9 protein-coding genes and 2 tRNA genes (1 of these 11 only partly in view) are annotated in these 12,923 nt (G+C 65.0%); 6 read left to right on the top strand and 5 right to left on the bottom strand.

The window, feature by feature from the left end; translation table 11 throughout:
- Positions 1–55: transfer RNA gene (locus tag V7066_RS21480), tRNA-Lys, on the top strand; it begins 121 nt to the left of the window's first position.
- Positions 56–83: 28 nt separating this feature from the next.
- A tRNA-Lys gene (locus V7066_RS21475) sits at positions 84–159 on the top strand.
- Positions 160–258: 99 nt separating this feature from the next.
- Here V7066_RS21475 and V7066_RS21470 read toward each other — a convergent pair.
- From V7066_RS21470 to V7066_RS21455, 4 genes are all read right to left on the bottom strand, one after another.
- The gene (locus V7066_RS21470; RefSeq protein WP_334185022.1) at positions 259–600 is read right to left on the bottom strand and encodes a PilZ domain-containing protein; all 342 of its coding nucleotides are present in this window, start codon (positions 598–600) and stop codon (positions 259–261) included.
- Positions 601–690: 90 nt separating this feature from the next.
- Positions 691–876 (bottom strand): hypothetical protein, encoded by a 186-nt coding sequence (locus V7066_RS21465; RefSeq protein WP_334185021.1) that lies wholly within the window; start codon positions 874–876, stop codon positions 691–693.
- Entirely contained in the window at positions 876–5,144 is a 4,269-nt protein-coding gene (locus V7066_RS21460; RefSeq protein WP_334185020.1) for a translocation/assembly module TamB domain-containing protein, read from the bottom strand. Before V7066_RS21460 ends, V7066_RS21465 begins: the two co-directional genes overlap by 1 nt.
- A complete protein-coding gene (locus tag V7066_RS21455) occupies positions 5,144–7,510 on the bottom strand; it encodes an autotransporter assembly complex protein TamA (protein ID WP_334185019.1) in 2,367 nt (788 codons plus the stop codon). Before V7066_RS21455 ends, V7066_RS21460 begins: the two co-directional genes overlap by 1 nt.
- A 152-nt stretch (positions 7,511–7,662) precedes the next feature.
- Between V7066_RS21455 and V7066_RS21450 the strand changes: the two genes are divergently transcribed.
- Positions 7,663–8,700, top strand: coding sequence for a YihY/virulence factor BrkB family protein (locus V7066_RS21450; protein ID WP_334185018.1), 1,038 nt, complete (start codon positions 7,663–7,665; stop codon positions 8,698–8,700).
- Here V7066_RS21450 and V7066_RS21445 read toward each other — a convergent pair.
- Complete coding sequence (locus V7066_RS21445) at positions 8,697–9,473, bottom strand: kinase (protein WP_334185039.1); 777 nt, start codon at positions 9,471–9,473, stop codon at positions 8,697–8,699. The two genes, V7066_RS21450 and V7066_RS21445, sit on opposite strands and share 4 nt — an antisense overlap.
- A 351-nt stretch (positions 9,474–9,824) precedes the next feature.
- Here V7066_RS21445 and V7066_RS21440 point away from each other — a divergent pair, with 351 nt between their 5' ends.
- The 3 genes from V7066_RS21440 (at position 9,825) to ribB (ending at position 12,923) form a co-directional block, all read left to right on the top strand.
- A complete protein-coding gene (locus V7066_RS21440) occupies positions 9,825–10,652 on the top strand; it encodes a coniferyl-alcohol dehydrogenase (protein ID WP_334185017.1) in 828 nt (275 codons plus the stop codon).
- Positions 10,653–10,751: 99 nt separating this feature from the next.
- A complete protein-coding gene (locus V7066_RS21435; RefSeq protein ID WP_334185016.1) occupies positions 10,752–11,555 on the top strand; it encodes a crotonase/enoyl-CoA hydratase family protein in 804 nt (267 codons plus the stop codon).
- A 60-nt stretch (positions 11,556–11,615) separates the two neighbouring features.
- Positions 11,616–12,923, top strand: coding sequence for a 3,4-dihydroxy-2-butanone-4-phosphate synthase (ribB, locus tag V7066_RS21430; RefSeq protein ID WP_334185015.1), 1,308 nt, complete (start codon positions 11,616–11,618; stop codon positions 12,921–12,923).

The following is a 12,923-nucleotide window of genomic DNA, read 5'->3' as shown; positions in this document are numbered from 1 at the left end:
GAGCAGCTGACTCTTAATCAGCGGGTCCTTGGTTCGAGCCCAAGTGCGTCCACCATTTCCGTACCTTACGCGGCAACGCGTGTGGACGCATAGCTCAGTTGGTAGAGCAGCTGACTCTTAATCAGCGGGTCCTTGGTTCGAGCCCAAGTGCGTCCACCACCGCCTCCCCTTACAATTTACTAGGCGACAGCCATTCGGCATTGAGCCTTCTGCTGCTCTGTCGGCCATGGCCCGTCGCCTCGATCAGCTTTCGCCGGATCAGCTTTCGGCAGCCGACAGGTTCCGGCGCATGACGGGAATGCCGTAACGCAGCGCCATATCCTCGATCACGGCTTTCGGCAGGGAATTGCGGAAAGCCATGCCGACCCGGCCCTCGCGGACCCAGCGCACTTCCGCTTCCACCGCCTTGAGATTCGCCATGCGCAGCGCGACGCGCTGGCCCTGAACGAAATCCTCGGCCGTACCCACGACGCAGCATCCGCCTTCGGAAATGTCCGCGAGTTCGACGCCGAAGACGTGCCAGCTCGACTTGCGGCAACGTGCCTCCAGCAGGACGGCGTGGCGCGATGTAAGCCTGCCGCAATCGTCCCGTACCTGCATTCCAGCCCCTATTCAGATACCGATGTTCACCGACGACGATCACCGGCGAGACGCGATCTCTAGCAGCGAGAGGTAAACCGTCGGTTGCGTCTAGTCCTTCGAACCCTCTTCTGCCGGAGGTGTAGCTGTGCCCGTGCCCGCGATCTGGGCGTCGATATCACGGGCACGCTTGGCGATCCTGTCATTCGCCGCCTCGTAGCGCTCCTCGAAGCTGGGCTCCTTGTGGCAGCCCGACAGCGCGGCGAGACCTACAAGCAGGATGAGGACCCTGCCCATCAATAATCCTTCTTGATGCGGATATTGAGGCTGTTGACGCCCGAACCGCCTGCCTGGCTCAGAACCGAGAGCCACTTGGTCACGCTCACTTCAAGCTGTGTCGCGGTGAAGCCGCGGGCATCGGTGATCAGTTCCACATAGATATCGTCGGTCAGGTACTGGCCAGCCGCCAGCGCCGTACCGCGACCGCTCGCCTCGTCCGGGCTGAGAATGCGCAGACGGTCGATGCCCGCCGCCGAACGCAGCTTGCCCAGCGGATTGACGCCGCCACCGGTGGCCCGCAGCGAATTGAGCGAGGTCGCCAATTGCACCGCCTGGATCGCCGAGAGGTTCTCGATCGAACTGCCGAACAGGATGCGCGACAGCACTTCGTCCTGCGGCAGGCTGGGATCGGAGCTGAACTCGATCTGCGGGTTATAGGCGCGTCCGCTAACGGTCACCGTGACATCGACGTCATCGATCGTCTCGGTGGCCGTGATCGCCACGCTCGGGTCGATGGTCTGGCCGCCGTTGAAGGAAATCAGACCGTTGGTCAGTTCGAACGACTTGCCCGCGAAACCGAGCGTGCCGCGCACCAGCTTCACTTCGCCGGCCATGATCGGTGCCGAACTGGTGCCGGTCAGCCGGAAATCGGCGCTCCATTCGGATTCGAGGCCCATTCCCGAGACATAGAGCTTTTCCGGAGCCTTGAGATGAAGGTCGAGCCGGACCGACGAGAAGGCGCTGCTGATCTGCGGCGCCGGTTCGTCACCGGTCACGCGCATTGGGCCTGAGCGGGGCTTGAAACGCACGCCAGTAAGGTGCGGCACGTCGACCGCGCCCTGACGGACGATCTCGTAGCGGGTTTCCGGCAGGCGCAAGTCGCCCGAGAGCAGCGGGGTCTCGCCCGCGCGCTTGGTCAGGTTGAGCGTGCCGGTAGCGCTGGCCGAAAGCGAATCGCTCCGCGCCAGCCGGGCCTTGTCGAGCTTGACGTTGAGGTCCATCGGATAGCCCGCATCGGCCGCGAGGCTGAGGCGACCGTTCGCGCTAACCGTACCGCTGCCCGCGTTGGCGTTGAGCGAGGTCAGTTCGAACGAGTTGCCGCTGAACTTGCCCTCCAGCGTCATGTTGGTCAGGCGCGTACCATAGGCCTGATATTCATAGGTCAGGTCCTTGCCCTTCACGAGACCGGTGATGCACGGGTCCGAGACACGGCAGGAGAAGTCCGCCGCCAGGCCGACCGATCCGGTCAGCGTCTGCCCGGGCTGGCCAGCGAAGGAGAACAGGGTGTCGGCCGGACCGTTGTAGCGGATGCCGCCGCCCAGCGGAGCCTGGAGCAGGCGCGTGGTCCAGGCTCCCTCGCCCGGAGGCAGCGGGCTGAGCGTGGCCGCCAGACGGCCGATCACGCTGCCCTGCTTGCGGAACACCGCATGGGCCTCACCGCCGTCGGGGTGGAGCTTGCCGACGAAGTTGATGTCGACCGGCTGGCTCACCGTGCTGGAACTGGTGCGGGTGAAGTTCACCAGGCTCATGCGGGCATCGGCGCGTGGGAAGGCGGTGGCGCTTTCCTGCTCGAAGTCGAGGCTGCCGTTGGCCTTGCCGCCGAGGCCGTAGCCGGGAACGAAGGCATTCACGAGCGCGACGTCGATGTTCTCCAGCCGGCTCTGGAACTTCATGCCGGTGCCGTAATGGCCGGAGACTTTCGCCGTGCCCGAACCGAAGGCGATCGTCGTCGGCAGCAATTCGTAGCCGCCGTCCTTGGGCACGATCCGCGCCGGGGACTGGGTCTTCAGCCCAAGCCCGCGCACGCGTCCCTGCAAGGCAACGCGCCAGAGTTCGGGAGTGAGATCGGCATTGAGACCGACGCGGAACGGCACGCCGCTCACGCCTTCGATCAGGCCCTTGGCCTTGCCGCGCCCGTCGCGGTAATCAACGATCACGCGTGCGGCGGCAAGGTCGACGGCGCCGAACGAGGTTCCGGCAAGCTGGGCATCGGCGACGACGCTGGGCTTGTCATAAAGCACCGCGCGCCCGTCGATGATGGCCGAACCGATCGTCAGCTTGGCTGCACCGGGGAACACTGCATCCTTGGCGCGCAAGTTGAAGTCCACGGCCTGGTACTTGCCCTCGGCATCGAGCTTCAGCGCGCCGCCGATGCCGTTGCCCTTGGCGGTGAGTTCGCCCGCGAATGGACCCGCCTTGGTCTGGACCATGCGGCCCGCGAAATCGACGCCGGAAAGGTTCGCGCTGTTGATGTCCACCGACATCTGCGATCCGAGGCCCAGCGACACGTCAGCTTTGAGCGGGCCGTAGTCAGTGTCACCCGTCACGTCGAAGCGATAGCCGCCGCGAACGCCGGTGATCCGGGCATCGAGATTGGCAAGGCCGATGCCGAGGCCCGGCCGCTCGGCGGTGACATGGGCGTCGGGATTGGCGATCGTGCCGTTCACCCGCACGCCGATGGCGCCATAACGGTTCGAACTGCCGCGCGCGGTGAGAGAAATCCGGCCGTTCGGAGACCAGCTCCCCTGCCCGCCCGTCACCTTGAGATCCGGGGCGTTCAATTGGAGCGAGGAAAAGCGCACGACGCCGTCAGGGCCATAATGAACACGCGAGGATGCCGCGAAATTGCCGCCGAGGTAAGTCTGGAGGCTCTCGTTCAGCAGCTTGGTCGACCGTGCGCGCACGGTACCGTCGAGCGCGAAGCCGCTGCCCTCAGTCTTGAGGTCCATGTTCGTGCGGATGTTGAAGATGCCGACGCTGTCGAGACGGTAATTGTCGATCTTGCCGTCGATCGCGCCAGTGTAGAAACCCTTGGCGAGATCGGCGACGAGGATCAGCCCGGCGTCGATTCGGTCGGAGCGCAGACGCATGTTGTCGGAAAGGACGCGGGTCCCGTCGATCGCGAGATCGCCGTCGAGGCGGACATTGGCCAGCGAACCGCCTGCCACCGTATCCAGCCCGGTGATGCGCTGGACGCGCGCGGAGACCGGGATCAGGATCTTGTCCGCATCTACCCGTGCCGCGCCGCTTGCGGTCAGGCGTTCCAGCCCCATGTCGTTCATCACCACGCGGGCGGCATTGATGCGATAGGCGACCTTGGGGGTGGTGAACGCGCCGTCCAGCGCAAGCGAGGCGGTCAGCCCGGCGCCGCTGAGCTTCGGCGCGATAGCCGCGGGCTTGAGCAGGGCGAAGTCCAGCTTCAGATCGTCGAAGCTGTTGTCCGAGAGGTCCACCACGCCGTTCGGCGTCAGGTTGAAGGCGTCGCTCCAGATCCGGCCGGTGACTTTCGCCCGGCGCTGGTCAAGCGCGGCAGTCACGTCGAGATTGGTGACCGGTCCCAGGAGATTGGCGGTCGGCCCGGTGACGAGCCGCGCCACTTGCGTCGGCCCCTTGATCGTGAAGGTGCCGTCGCGCGCGACGAGGTCCAGTTTGGCAAGATCGCCGCCGCCGAGACCGGCATCGAGCTTGCCGTTCCAGGCCTTCCAGTCGCCCTTGCCGCCGAGCTTCACCGTGAGCGGCTGCTTGAGCCCGCCCAAGGCGGCGATCACACCACCGGTCGGGGCATTGAGGTCGAGGTCGATGGCCAACCGGTTCTTCGAGGGGACAGCGTCGAGCAGGAGGTTGAAGCGGTCTCCGCCTTCCTTGCCCTCGATCGCGATCGTGCCACCCTTGGCGGAGACTTGTGCGCGACCGTCGGAAATGTGCGCCTTGCCGTCGATCGTGACGATACGGCGATTGCCGGAAACCGGCGGCTCGGAGATGAAACGGTCGATGCGCAACTCGCCAACGTCGACGTCGATATCGGGCAGCAGCGGCGCATCGCTTGGCGGCGTGGGCTTGAACTTGGGCACCCGGCGCAGGATCATCCGCTCCGCCACGGCGCTGCGCACGTCGACATGGTTGCTCAGGTAGGCGAAAGGCCGCCAGTCGACATGGATTTCCGGCGAAAACAGGAATTCGCCCTTGGGGTCGCTGACCGAGAGGTTGCGCAAGGTCATGCGCCGGTAGAGCGAACCTTCGATGCGCCCGACCTTGATCCGCATGCCGTTCTCGAAACGCAGGCCCGCGATCTGTTCGGCCACGAAGCGATGGCCCGGCCCGGTGTCGATGCCGAAGATGACGGCGGCGGCCAGCACGACGACGCCCAGCACGAGGCCGACGACCGTCTTGAGGATGCGAATCTGCACGCGGCGCCAGACCGTGGGCTTCGGCTTTCCGCTATCGCCGGCGGTTCCGGCTGAAGTTTCAGGCTCGTCGGCCGGGATCATGGTGTCATCGTCCGACATCAGAAAGCCTGTCCGATCGAAACATAGAGATTGAAGCGGGATTCACCCGGTTGGCGGGCGACCGGCGTCGCGATGTCGAGGCGGACCGGGCCGAAATTGGTATAGAAGCGCCCGCCGATACCCACGCCGTAGCGCAAGTTGTTGAACTGCGGCATCGTCTCGCGATAGGCCTGCCCGGCATCGACGAAGGCGACGACACCGTAGTTGCCGAAGCGATAACGCGCCTCGACCGAGCCTTCATTGAGGCTGCGTCCGCCGACGGCCGTACCGTCCGCGGCCTGCTCGCCCAGCGCCTGGTAGGCATAGCCGCGCACCGAACCGCCGCCGCCCGCATAGAGCCGCCGCGACGGCGCGATGTCGAAGAGACCCGCGCCCTGGATCGTTCCGAAGCGCAGGCGCCCGGCCAGTACCAGGCTGTCGGTCACCGGATAGTAGGCCGAAGCGTCGATCCGCGCCCGCACGTAAGGATCGAAACCGTTGCGAACGGTCGCTTCTGGCTGGATCAGGGTGGTCAGGCGATAGCCCTTGGTCGGATCGAGCAGGCTGTCGCTCCGGTCGAGCCCGATCTGGCCATTGACGCCCGCCACATAGTAAAGCTTGCGGTCGCGATTGCCGGTCGTGCGATTGTAGTCGGTTTCCGCCGTGGCCAGCATTTCGACGCCGAAGGCGTAAGTATACTTCTTCTGCCAGATCGGCGTGGAATCGCGCGCGATGCGGGCCGCGATGCGGCCGGTATAGGCACTGTAGGCATCGTAATCGTTGTGGAAGGCCTCTGCGACCACCTCGAACGTGCGGTCGCGTTTGCCTGCATTGGAGCGACGGAAGGTTACGCCCGCACCCTGCTGCCGTGTACCGGCGATGGCCTTGGCGATCAGCGCGCCTTCCGGCGGGAACATGTTGCGGTTGGTCCAGGTCGCCGCGGCCGTGATGCCCTCGCCCGTCGCATAGCCGAGCGACCCTGCGATCGTACGCGGCGGCCCCGCATCCTGCTGGATATGGAGATCGACATACTGGGTATCGTCCGAGGCCGCCTCGCCGGTCTTGCGCGGCTCGACGGAAACGGTGGAGAACAGGCTCGTCGCTACCAGCGCCTTGCGCAAGTCGTCCACCTTGCGGCTGTCATAGAGTTCGCCGCGCTTGAAACGGGCCAGGACCCCGACGTGCTCGGCGTCGAAGGCAAGGTCGCCCGAGGTGGTGAAACCTCCGAAGCGGCCTCTCGGTCCCACGTCGATCGGCAGCGTGTAGACGCCCTCTCCGGTGTCCTGATCGAGCAGGATGTCGCGGTCGCCGACTTTCGCGAAAGCATAGCCGTTCTCCGGCAGCGCCACGGCCACTTGCGCCTCAGCGCCCTGCACCCGCTCGGCGACGATCGGCTCGCCGACCTTCAGCGCCAGGTTCTTCGCGATGAGATCGGCGGGAACGGTAGGATCGGCCTTCACCACGATTTCGGAGAAATTGTAGCGCTTGCCGGGGCTCACCTTGATCACCGCGACCAACGGCGCGCCCTTCGTGCCGTCGACAGTCCGCTCGACACGGCTGGTCACGATCGGCGAGTACCAGCCTTCCGAAGCCAGCACCGTCTGCATCAGCGTGGTGTCTTCGTTCAGGCGGGCATTGACCATCGCCAGGTTCGCCGCCTTGCCGTCACCCTTTTTCAGCGCCGAATGGGTGCGGAACTCGCTGCGCAGATCGGTGCCGGTTTCGTCGTCGGCAGATTCCAGTCCTTCGATCCGGGTATCGTAGGCAACCTCGACGTCCTTGCTCTCTTCCTTCTTCTCCGCGAACTGGACCGGGGTCACCTCGAACTGGTCGATCGGCGGCAGCGGCGCAGTGAGTTCGGCGTCGCGTACCGGGGCATCGCCGATCGGGATATCCGCCGAGGCATTGGCAGCGCCATCAGTCAGAACAGGGCCGGTTGGAACGGGCGCGGCGACAGGCGCCGCCTGCGCGTCCTTCGGTTTCGCAGCGGCAGCCTGCTTGGCCGCCTCCTGCTCGCTCGCCATGCGGCGCTCGAATTCGTCGATCGATTCGAGCGGCTTGTCGAGTTCCGGATCGTCCTGAGGATCGAGCCGGGGAATGGACCTGTTGAACTCGTCATCGGGAATGATCGGCTTCACTTCGGGCAGCACGACATCCGCCGGCGGAGCAGGCACGACCAGCTTTCCAGCCTGGACCTGGTCGTCCTCGTCCGCAGTACTCGGCGTATCAGGCGTGTCCTGCGAAGTCTGCGCAGACGGCTGCGTACGCTCCTCCTGCGCCGATGCCGGGTTCACCGACAGCGCAAGGAGCAGGGAAATCGTGGCCAGTCCCGCACCGTCGCGCAGCGAGAGGGAACAAGCCGGCTTCTGATTGATTAGCCAAGGCATGAGCAGCGCGATGTAACACCCCCTGTCGAGAATGGGCAACAGGCCCCCTCGTGGAATACCCTATCGCATTGCAACAGCGAAAGTTCCCTGCCGCAAGTGGGTAAGCGATGAAATCCGACGAACCCTCCCCGCCGTCAACCGCCAAGGAAAAGATGTCTACACCGTCCATGCAAATTCAGGCCGGAACCGACGCGAATGCGCCCTGGCAAATTCCGGGCAAGGCCTGGTGGAAGATCCTCAAGCGCGTCTACGTGATGAGCGGTTTCCACGAACTGGGCCTGCTGGCGGGCGGTCTGGCGTTCTATTGCTTCCTGGCCCTCACCCCGCTGATCGGCGCGACGGTGATGATCTACGGCCTGTTCGGCAATGTGGAGAGCGTCCATTCGCAGATGCAGAGCATCGTCGAAGTGGTCCCGCCGGAAGTCGCGAAGATGCTGGAACAGCAACTCGTGCAGATCGTCACGACCAGTCGCGGCGTCACCGGATTCGCACTGCTGATCGCGCTGTTCTTTGCGATATTCGGCGGCATGCGTGCGGCGAACGGCATGATGAGCGCGCTCAACATCATCAACGAGGAGCGCGAGACGCGCGGCACCATCGCGCTCACCTTTCGCGCGGTGGGGCTGACGCTCTCAGCCGTGCTCATCGCCTTGACGGGCGTTCTTTCCGGCGGCGTCTTCGCCTGGCTCCAGACCCAGACCAGCGTCTTCCTCGGCGATGCCACCGCGATTCTCTTCAAATGGCTGACCTGGATCGCTGCCGTTGCCCTCGGCAGCGCCGGTTTCGCCCTCATCATGCGCTACGGACCGGACCGGCGCCCCGCGAAGTGGCGCTGGCTGGCCCCCGGTTCGCTGCTGGCGACGCTGCTGTGGATCGCCGTCTCGTTCGGCTTCTCGCTCTACGTCGCCTATATCAGCGACTACAACGCCACCTACGGCTCGCTATCCGCCATCGTGGTGTTTCTCATGTGGCTCTATCTCTCGGCCTATGGCGTGCTGCTGGGCGCGCTCGTCAATGCCGAGATCGAACGACAGACCTTCTGCGACACGACGACCGGCCCCACGCTTCCCGCCGGAGAACGCGGCGCGGTGCTGGCCGACCTGATGGAAAACCGGGTGCCGTCGGCGTCGGAACTCGAACGCAACAAGCGGCGCCGGGCCGAACAGGTTCGTCGGCAGGCCGAAGTCTAGGAGATCGCTATCGGCCGCCGCCGTTCGTCAAGGCGAATGAGCAAGTCGACACGCGGCGGCATTTCCGCGAGGATCCAGCGGGTCAGCCGCTCGTAATGGGCGATGAAGCGGCCGATCCGCTCTTCGTCCATGACCCGCGCGCCGCCGCCACTAGCGAGAAGTTCACGCTCCTGCTCCAGCCTCCAGTCATGGACGACCGCGAAGCCCGGTGCGGCAAGAAGGACCAGACGGTCAATCCGTGCGAACAGACGCTGATAGGCATCGCCGAGCGCATCGTTGACATAGGCCCGCCACCGCCCGTCCGCGTCCTCCTCCGCTTCCAGCGCGTTGACCGGATGCGCAAGTTCGCCGGCAGGCTGCGGAAAGGCCCCGAGGCACCAGCCTTCAAGGATCAGGACTTCCAGACCGGGCCCGACGATCGGCCAGTCCTGTTCCGGCGCGCGGTCGTCAGCCCCCTTGTCGAAACGGGGCAGCGCTACCGGCATTCCGCTTTCCAGCATATCCAGCGTGTCCAGCCCCAGCGCGATATCATGCGTGCCCGGCACGCCCCGCGTCACCAGCAGAGGATGAACGGTACGCGAGAGTTGCTGCCGCTCCGCATGCGTCAGATAGAGATCGTCGAGCGACAGGGCGGCGCCCTTCAGCCCCTCGCTCGCGCAGGCACCGAGGACGGCCCGCGCCAGCGTCGTCTTGCCCGAACCCTGCGATCCGCACAGCCCGATGACGACAGGACGATGGCCGCCGCTTCCGAGCGCCGAACGGACCTGCCCCATCACGGCGGCAATCACTTCCGGTGCCGGACCTGCCTTTTCGGTATTCCGTCCGTTATCCATGCGCTCTTCCTCGAAATCGACAGATCGCGCCTAGAGCGTTTTCACATGGGGTGAAAACTCCCCGTTCTCCCGATACCGGATTTTCCAGGCCACCGACCGTAAACGGTCAACTTGAAAATGCTCAGACAAAGCCCTGCCTACGACGCGAGACGACAACCTGCATCGTGCCCGCGATCAGCCTCCGCGACGGTTGAAGGCGCACCCCTTCCGGGACTAGCTATCCTCCAAGAAAAATTCACGCGGCCCGGTGCGATCACGCATGCCCGCGAGCGGCGAGAGGAGAACAGGAAGATGACCGACGTTCTGGGTTACAAGGGCAAGCGCGTAATCGTCAGCGGATGCTTCTCCGGCATGGGCGAAGCGACCGCGCGCATGCTGGTCGATCTCGGTGCCGAAGTGCATGGTTTCGATTTCAAGGAAAGCGCCGTTCCGATGGCCTCCTTCACGCAGATCGACTTGCGCGATCCCGCCACGATCGAGGCCGCGGTCGAGGGCGTCGGCGGCAAGGTCGATGCCTTGTTCAACTGCGCGGGCCTGCCGGGCGGCGGCGGCTTTCTCCCGATCGATGTCATGAAGGTCAACTTCCTCGGTACGCGTCACCTTACCGACCGGGTCGTGCCGCTGATGGGCGAAGGCGCCGCCGTGGTCTCGATTGCATCGACCGGCGGTCTCGGCTGGAGCCGCCGCATCCCGGTCCACATGCAACTTCTGGCCACCCAGGGCTTCGAGGCCGGTCTCGCCTGGTGTGAAGCCAATTCCGATCAGGTGGCGGAAGGCTATGCCTTCTCGAAGGAAGCGGTGATCGTCTGGACGCAGTTCATGGGCGCGCAGCTCATCAAGAAGGGCATCCGCATCAACTGCTCGCTGCCCTCGCCCACCCAGACGCCGATGATGGCGACCTTCCATGCGACTTCGGGCAAGGACGTGGTGGATGCCGCCGCCGAGCCGCTCGGCCGCTACACCACGCCGGAAGAACAGGCCGGTCCGCTGGTGCTCATCAATTCCAGGCTTGCGGGCGTCGTCAACGGCATCGTCATGCCGGTGGACGGCGGCTTCATGGGCGGCCTTGCCACGGGACAGGTCGATATTTCCCGGATGATGAGCAGGCAGCCCGCCTGACCTTCAAATCCATCGCCGGGGTGGATGCCGCGACATCCACCCTTTTACCTATGCGTCAACCTGCTAAGCCCTCCGGCAAACGGAGAAGGATCAAGGCGCATGGCAGACGCGGTACTCTACGAAACCGACGATGAAGGCATCGTCACCCTCACGTTGAACCGCCCGGACATGCGCAATCCGATCTCGGACCCGGAAGTGATCGAGGGCCTGCTCGGCGCGCTCGAACGGCTGGACAGCGATCCGGCGGCGCGCGTGGCAATCCTGACCGGCGCGGGCAAGGGGTTCTCCTCGGGCGGCAACATCAACGAGATGAAGCCCGGCGGCAACGTCAACGGCGGCGTACCGACCCGCACGCGCCTCAACTACAAGCGGGGCATCCAGCGCCTGCCGCTGGCCTTCGCGGCGCTCGAAGTGCCGGTGATCGCCGCCGTCAACGGCGCCGCGGCAGGCGCGGGCTGCGACCTCACCTGCATGTGCGACCTTCGCATCGCCGGCGAGAGCGCGCGCTTCGCCGAGAGCTTCGTGAAGATCGGCCTGATCGCGGGCGACGGCGGCTCCTGGCTGCTCCCGCGCGTCGTCGGATGGTCGAAGGCCGCGGAAATGGCCCTTACCGGCGACATGATCGACGCCGCGGAGGCCCTCGCCTGCGGGCTCGTGTCCAAAGTCGTGCCGGACCACCAGCTGATGGATGAAGCCCGTGCATTGGCCCGCCGCATCGCCGCCAATCCGCCGCACGCCGTGCGCATGACCAAGCGGCTGCTGTGGGAAGGCCGACGCAGCGATCTGGCTACCCTGCTGGAAATGGCCGCCGCCATGCAGTCCGCCGCCCACGCGACGGACGATCACGCCGAAGCGGTCGATGCGTTCCTCGAAAAGCGCAAGCCGGTCTTCAAGGGGTCTTGAATTTCGATGTGATCGGTTCATATGGCGATCACATCGAAATGTGAAAATTGGATTCCTGCAATGGCTGCTAATGTGATCGAACAGGTCCGCAAGCTCGTGACCGAAGGCGGCATGAGCAAAGCCGGCCTCGCCCGCGCCGCCGGGCTTCACGCCAACACCCTGCGCGACTGCGCCGAACCCGAGTGGAACCCCACGGCGGAAACGCTGACCAAGCTCGAACGCTTCCTCAACGCCAACGACGACCGCCAGGTCCTCGTGCCGATCGAGGAAATCATCGACGAGGCGCGCAACGGCCGCATGTTCATCCTGGTCGACGACGAGGACCGCGAGAACGAGGGCGACCTCGTGATCCCGGCCCAGATGGCGACCCCGCAGGCGATCAACTTCATGGCCACCCACGGCCGCGGCCTGATCTGCCTCACGCTCACCAGCCAGCGCGTCGAGGAACTCGGCCTCGACCTGATGAGCCGCCATAACGGCACCCGCCATGAAACGGCCTTCACGATCTCGATCGAGGCGCGCGAAGGCGTGACCACCGGCATCTCGGCAGGCGACCGCGCGCGCACCATCTCGGTCGCGATCGACGGCACCAAGACCAAGGCCGATATCGTCACCCCCGGCCATGTCTTCCCGCTGCGCGCCCGCGACGGCGGCGTGCTGGTCCGCACCGGCCACACCGAAGCGGCGGTCGATATCTCGCGCCTCGCCGGTCTCAACCCTTCCGGCGTGATCTGCGAGATCATGAAGGACGACGGCACCATGGCCCGCATGGACGACCTGATCGCCTTCGCCCGCATTCACGATCTCAAGATCGGCACGATCCGCGATCTCATCGCCTATCGCCGCAAGCACGACCGCATGGTCGAAAAGAAGAACGAGATCACCTTCCAGAGCCGCCACGGCGGCCAGTGGCTCGCCCGCAGCTACTTCAACAAGGCGACCGGCGAAGAGACGCTGACCCTCATCAAGGGCCGCATCGATCCCGAAAAGCCCACGCTCGTCCGCATGCACACCCTGTCGGTCTTCGCCGACCTGCTGGGCGAGGAAGCCACCGATCGCGGCGATCTGCTCCACCGTTCGATGGAAATGATCGCCGAGGAAGGCACCGGCGTGATCGTCGTGATCAACCGCCAGATGAACGGCTCCATCTCGCGGGTCATGGACATCAAGAACCAGGTTCGCGCCGGCGAAACGCCGGATCTTGAGGAACTGCGCGATTATGGAGTAGGCGCGCAGATCCTTGCCGAACTCGGCATCCACGACATGATCCTGCTGACCAATACCCATCACTCGCTCGTCGCGCTGGAAGGCTATGGCCTGAACATCGCCGGCGAACGCCCCATCACCGCCCCCGAAGGAGCGAACTGA

Origin of the sequence: Novosphingobium sp., assembly GCF_036820275.1 — a bacterium.
GTDB lineage: Bacteria > Pseudomonadota > Alphaproteobacteria > Sphingomonadales > Sphingomonadaceae > Novosphingobium.
The sequence above is the reverse complement of the archived record's forward strand: the minus strand, read 5'-3'. Positions and strand labels throughout refer to the sequence as shown.